Genomic DNA, 6,000 nt, shown 5'->3' with positions numbered 1-6,000 from the left:
GCCACCCGACTGACCGCCAGCCCGGACAGAATCGGGCAATACCTCCGCCCGAAACTCCTCGCGGCAGCCTAAATCGGTATCGAACACCCTCTAAGGGCGGCCCAGGAGTTGGGTGCCCGGGGTGGAGTCGGCGCGGGCCGTGAAGAACTCGGTGAAGCCGTGCAGGAACTCCTCCCGGGTGATCCGGCCGTCCCCGTCCACGTCCAACTGACGGAAGCCGTGCGACAGCTCGGCCGGATGCACGCGCGGACCGCCGAACACCACCCGGTACTCGTCCGCCTCCAGGAAGCCGCTGCCGTCGCTGTCCGCGGCGGTGAACACCGCCCGCAGCGCGGGCAGCAGCCCCTGCTCCAGGTAGGCCGGGTCACGGTCGCAGCCCGCGACGGTGGCCGCCACGAACTCCTCCCGGCTGACCCTGCCGTCGCCGTTCGCGTCCATCGCCGAGCGCAGCTGCTCCCACCAGCCGTCGAAGGCCCGGTACACCCGGGCCTCACCCTCGTCGTCCAACTCCAGCTGCCAGCAGACGTTGTGCGCCATCGCCCGCAGGTCGTGCACGGTGATGAAGCCGTCCCCGGTCTGGTCCAGCACCTCGCGGAAGAACCGGTCCAGCCGCGGCCCGCGGGCGTCCTGCCGGGGCGGGCGCCACCGTGGCGGCACCCGCTGCTCGTCCGGGGAGCGGAACCGCAGCCCGTCCGGGAGCAGCGGGACGACGGCGCCGGCGCCCCGGTGCAGCAGCCAGGAGAGCAGCGCGGCCCGGCGGGTCCGGACCAGCCCGAACCGCTCCCGCACCACCGGCGGCAGGTCGGCCACCGTCAGTGCGGTGACCGCCCGGGCCACCACCCCGCGCACCGCCCGCCACCCGGCGTCCCCGAGGAACCGCAACCGACGCGGCCGCGGCGCCCCGCGCAGGATGTCGTTCAGCAGGTAGCGGGTCGCCTCGTTGAACTCCAGCTGCTCGCGGGCGACCCGGGCGAAGTAGCCGGGCAGCTCCGCGGCCGTCCCCGGCAGCTCGCCCTCCGGGAGGCCGAAGGCCGCCACCGCCCCGGTGAACTCCGCGTACACCAGCTCCAGTTGCCCGGCGTCGTACGGGTCCCCGCCGAGGCGGCGCATGGCGACCACGCACTCGAAGAGCGTGAGCAGCACCCACGCCCTGGTCGCCGCGTCCCCGGCGTCGTACGGGCGCCCGTCCGGCGCCGTCCCGCGGATCCGCTTGTGCGCCCGGTCCAGCCGCGCGACCTCCCGCCGCAGCGCATCGGCGTCCTGGTAGAACAGCCGCCGCCCGCTGCCCAGGGTGTGCTCCACCCGCCGCCAGGGGTGCGCCTGGTACGTGGAGTGCTCGGCCATCCCGGCCCCCACCACCGGATGCGCCGCCTGCAGCACCAGCAGCCGCCAGGCCACCAGGGCGATCCGCCATTCGGAGAGGTCCCGCCGGAAGGACGCCCCGCGCTCAGCCACGACGCTCCCCCGTGATCTCCCGACCGATCACGAAGCCCTTGGCCGGCCCCTCCGGGACCAAGGCCTCCTGCCCGTACGGGACCCGGGTGGAGGAGGCGTAGGCCCGCCGCTCGGGATCGGGCCCGGTGAGGACGGTCACCGCACCGCGGTCGTCGTAGTCGTCGACGATCACGTACACCGGGATGCCGGCGGCGGCATAGGCGTGGCGCTTGAGGACGTGGTCGCGCCGGCGGTTCTCGGCGCCCGGAGAGACCGTCTCGGCGACGAGGGCGACACCGGAGGCGAGGAGACCCTTGCCCTCCGGGTGGTCGATCTCCTCGATGTCCCGCCGGGCGACGAACACGTCGGGAATGAGCGCCTTGAGCCCGTCGATGACGTTGCAGTCGTTCCCGGGCCTCCGGTCACCGCCGCGCAGGTGGACGAACAGGTCCTCCAGGACCCGGTTGTCGACGTCGAAAACGCGGCTGCTGCCGGTGGGTGACACCGTGATCGTCCCCTCGATGATCTCCGCACGGAAGCCGTCGGGCAGATCCATGGAGTTCCATACCTGCCACAGCTGCTGGTCCAGGTTCACGACGGTCCTCTCGGCAACGAGCGCGCTCATGGGGACACCTCTCTCCCGTCCGGTCCGATCAGCTCGTACGGGCCCGCACAAGCAACCGCTGCACGGTCGCACACGACCGAGGCGCCGGGCGGGTGAACGGCGGGGGTTCACCCGATCGGGGCGTTTCGGGGCCGCAGACGCGGGACCGCAGGGCAGGCGGGAGGGCCTGCCCTGCGGTTCGGGGTGCCGTCCGTCCGCGTCCTCCTCCCGAGCGGGCGCGGACCGGGTGGATCAGGAGGAGCGGGCCGGCCGGCGGCGGGAGACGTACAGGGCGGCGGCGCCGAGTCCGAGGGTGAGGCCGGAGCCCAGGGCCAGGTACGGGGTGGCCGGGGTGGCACCCGTCTCCGCCAGCTCGGCGGTCGAGCCGGTGGCGGTCGTCCCGGTGGCGGCGGTCGACGCCGTGGGCACGGTGGTCGAGGTGGTCGAGGCGGTGGTCGACCGGTTCGAGGTGGTCGAGGTGTTCGTGGCGGTCGACGTGTTCGCGGCGGTCGTCGCGGTGGTGCCGCCGCCGGTGGTCGCCGCGGCGGCGGTGTCCGAGGCCGGAGTGACGGCGGCGGGCTGCTGGGCCGACTGCTCGACGGGCTTCTCGACGGGCTGGTCCACCGGCTTCTCGACCGGCTTCTCGACCGGCTTCTCGGCAGCCGCACGCGCGTCGGCGAGCGCCTTGTCCGCGGCGGCCTCGGCGGCGGCCGCGGCCTTGGTGGCCGCCTGCGCGGTACCGATCTTCCGGAACGCCTCGACCTTGGCGTCGTCCAGGGCCGTGCCGGCAGCGGTCACCGCGGCCTTGGCCTCGGTGTCCGCGCGGATGGCGGCGTTGGCGGCGTCCATCGCCTTCAGCAGGCGCTCCCTGGCCGCAGGCCGCTCCTCCTCGGTCGACGCCCCGTAGGCGGTCATGGCCTCGTGGACCGCCTTGTCGGTGGCCTCCTTGGCCGCGGCGGCCGTCTTCGCGGTCTCCTTGGCCTGCTGGAACGTGCCCAGGTAGGGCTGCGGGTTCGCCAGGAAGGCCTGGGCCTTGGCCTGCGCGTCGGCCTCGGCGGCGACGGCGGCCCGGTGGGCCGCGGCCGCGTCGGCGGCGGCCTGCTCCAGTTCGGCGATCGAGCCGGCGTCGGCGCGGGTCTGCGCCGCGGCGGCCGGCGCGGCGAAGGCGGGCGCCGCGGACAGCACGGCTGCGGGCGAGATCACGGCGGCGACGAGGGCGGCCGAGACCAGTGTGCGGCGGATGGTCACGAGGACCCCTTTCGGGTCGGCGAGGGGGCGGAATCCGTGGCCCGGGCGATGATCGACAACCCGGCGCCGCTGATCATAGGCACACGGAATCTCCGCCCTCCATGCCGATTTCCGGCAATGAAAAGGGCGTTCCGACTGCTTGCTCGACAGGGGAATTGACGAGTCGACAATTCCGCCGGGCCGGACGGAAAGGCCTCAGGAGGCGCTCAGGAGACCCGGTCCCGGATGGTCGGCAGTTCGACCCGGAAGGTGGCGCCCGCGCCCGGGGTCGTGTCCAGGCTGAGGGTGCCGCCGTGCGCGCGGGTGAGCGCGGTGGCGATGGCGAGGCCGAGGCCGGCGCCGCCGCCGTCGTGCCTGCTGCGCGAGGCGTCGACGCGGTAGAAGCGGTCGAAGACCTGCTGCGCCTGCTCCTCGGTGAGCCCCGGCCCGGCGTCGGCGACCTCCAGCAGGCAGACGCCGCCCGCTCCGCCGACGCCGATCCGGACCGGGGTGCCGGGCGGGGTGTGCTTGACGGCGTTGCCGACCAGGTTGGTGACCACCTGGCGGAGCCGGGCCTCGTCGCCGAGGACGGGCGCCGCACCGGGGGAGCCCGCGCCGGACGGGCCGGTGAGCGCGACCGGGCGGGTCGGGTCGAGGGCGGTGAGGTCGTGCAGGGCGTCCGCGGCGAGGGTGCGCAGGTCCATCGGAGCGAGGTCGAGCGGCCGTTCTTCGTCGACCCGGGCGAGCACCAGCAGGTCCTCGACCAGCGCGCCCATCCGGACGGCCTCGCTCTCGATCCTGGACATCGTCCGCCGGACGTCCGACTCGGTGGGCAGCGCGCCCATCCGGTACAGCTCGGTGAAGCCCCGGATGCCGGCCAGCGGGGTGCGCAGTTCGTGCGAGGCGTCGGCGACGAACCGCCGCATCCGGGCCTCGGACTCGGCGCGGGCGGCGAAGGCGGCCTCGATCTGGGTGAGCATGCCGTTGAGCGCGATGGACAGCCGCCCGACCTCGGTGCCGGGCGAGAGCTCCGGCATCCGGTGGGAGAGCTCCCCGGCGGCGATCCGCTCGGCCCCCGCCTCGATCCGCCGCAGCGGGCGCAGTCCGGCCCGGACGGCGAACAGGCCGAGCGCGGCGATCAGCACCAGGACGGCGCCGCCGATCGCCAGGAAGGAGGTGCGCAGCTTGCCGATGGTGGCGTCGATGTCCTCGCGCGAGACGGCGACCATCACGTAGGTGGGGGTGACCGCGGGCGAGGCGTACGCGCTGGGGCCGGTGCTGCTGCGCGGGCCCTGGAGCGGTAGGACGAGCACCCGCCAGCTGCGGTGGCCGCGCTGGTCGGGCAGGTCGAAGGGGGCGTCCGGCGCGGTCCGGGTGGGGTCGAGCCCGGCGAGCTGGGGTGCCGGGTCGCTGTCGGAGACGGGCTGGCGCATCACGGCCTGCACCTTGCCGTCCGAGGAGAGGAACTGGACGAGGTACTGGCTGGGCAGCATGCTGCGCCGGCCGGAGGCGGGCCGGGCGGGATCCCCGGTGCCGGGCCGGGCCGGGGTCCGGTGCGACAGCGGCTGTCCGAACCGCTGCAGCTGCTGGTCGAGTTGTTCGACCAGCTGCATCCGGACGGTGCCGAGCACGACGGTGTCGCTGACCGCGAGACCGGTGGTGACCAGCCCGAGCGCGAGCACGAGCAGCCGGGCGCGCAGGGACAGCCGCGAGGAGAAGCGGGCGAACACCGGTCGGTCCGCTCAGCCCTGCGGGGGGCGACGCAGCGCGTAGCCGATGCCGCGCACGGTGTGGATCAGCTTGGGGCCGTGCGCCGGGCCGGAGTCGAGCTTGCGGCGCAGGTAGGAGATGTAGGACTCGACGATCGAGAGGTCGCCGCCGAAGTCGTAGGCCCACACGTGGTCGAGGATCTGCGCCTTGGAGACGACCCGGCCGACGTTGGCCATCAGGTAGTGCAGCAGCTTGAACTCGGTCGGCGAGAGCGCGACGGGCGTGCCGCCGCGGGTGACCTCGTGGGCGACCGGGTCGAGGCTGAGGTCGGCGACGATCAGCCGGCCGTCCTCGGCCGGTCCGCCGGAGCGCCGCAGGATGGCGCGGATCCGGGCGATCAGCTCCTCCAGGCTGAACGGCTTCGTCACGTAGTCGTCGGCGCCCGCGGCGAGGCCCTGGACCTTGTCGCCGACGCCGTCCTTGGCGGTGAGGAAGAGCACCGGGAGGTGGTCGCCGGGGTGGCCGTGGACCGGGCCGGCTATCTGGCCGCGGCTGGTGCGCTCGCGCAGCTTCTCGACGACGGTGAAGCCGTCGAGGTCGGGGAGCATCACGTCGAGGACGACGAGGTCGGGGCGTTCGACGGCGATCAGGTCGAGGGCCTCGGTGCCGCTGGCGGCGGAGGCGACCCGGAACCCGGAGAACCGCAGCGAGGCGGCGAGCAGCTCGCGGATGTTGGGTTCGTCGTCGACGACGAGCAGGAAGGCCTCGCCCGGGCCGCCGGCCACCGCGGAGCCGCCTGGTGTGGTGACAGTGCCTTGCACGGGGGTTTCGCCTCCCGGTCGGACGATGGCGTTCAGCATGAGGCTAGCCCGAGGAGGCTATGCGGCATCGATGAATGTTGGATTAACACCTTATCGGTCGGTTTTTGGACGGGAAACCCCTCACGGGCAGCTTTGATGGTGTGCGCACGGGACGGGGGCTCCGGAAACGCCTCCCACGGCGTTCCCGGAACCCCCGGCCCCGGT

The 6,000-nt window shown here is 73.9% G+C and carries 5 protein-coding genes; all 5 read right to left on the bottom strand.

The genetic code is table 11. From position 1 onward, the window contains the following. Positions 1–90 precede the first annotated feature (90 nt). The 5 genes from ACIRS1_RS36560 to ACIRS1_RS36540 all read right to left on the bottom strand — a co-directional run bounded on the left by ACIRS1_RS36560 (position 91) and on the right by ACIRS1_RS36540 (position 5,835). The gene (locus tag ACIRS1_RS36560) at positions 91–1,455 is read right to left on the bottom strand and encodes an oxygenase MpaB family protein (RefSeq protein WP_402846805.1); all 1,365 of its coding nucleotides are present in this window, start codon (positions 1,453–1,455) and stop codon (positions 91–93) included. Next, on the bottom strand, positions 1,448–2,059 hold the full coding sequence (locus tag ACIRS1_RS36555; protein WP_402846803.1) for a Uma2 family endonuclease: 612 nt from the start codon (positions 2,057–2,059) through the stop codon (positions 1,448–1,450). Before ACIRS1_RS36555 ends, ACIRS1_RS36560 begins: the two co-directional genes overlap by 8 nt. A 231-nt stretch (positions 2,060–2,290) precedes the next feature. Continuing rightward, positions 2,291–3,286, bottom strand: coding sequence for an LAETG motif-containing sortase-dependent surface protein (locus ACIRS1_RS36550; RefSeq protein WP_402846801.1), 996 nt, complete (start codon positions 3,284–3,286; stop codon positions 2,291–2,293). A 206-nt stretch (positions 3,287–3,492) separates the two neighbouring features. Further along, entirely contained in the window at positions 3,493–4,995 is a 1,503-nt protein-coding gene (locus ACIRS1_RS36545; RefSeq protein WP_360211950.1) for a HAMP domain-containing sensor histidine kinase, read from the bottom strand. 12 nt (positions 4,996–5,007) lie between these two features. Further along, entirely contained in the window at positions 5,008–5,835 is an 828-nt protein-coding gene (locus ACIRS1_RS36540; RefSeq protein ID WP_387905076.1) for a response regulator transcription factor, read from the bottom strand. Between the last annotated feature and the right edge of the window lie 165 nt (positions 5,836–6,000).

Origin of the sequence: Kitasatospora sp. NPDC101176, assembly GCF_044768035.1 — a bacterium.
Taxonomy (GTDB): Bacteria; Actinomycetota; Actinomycetes; order Streptomycetales; family Streptomycetaceae; genus Kitasatospora.
This window is presented reverse-complemented; position numbering and strand designations above follow the sequence as displayed.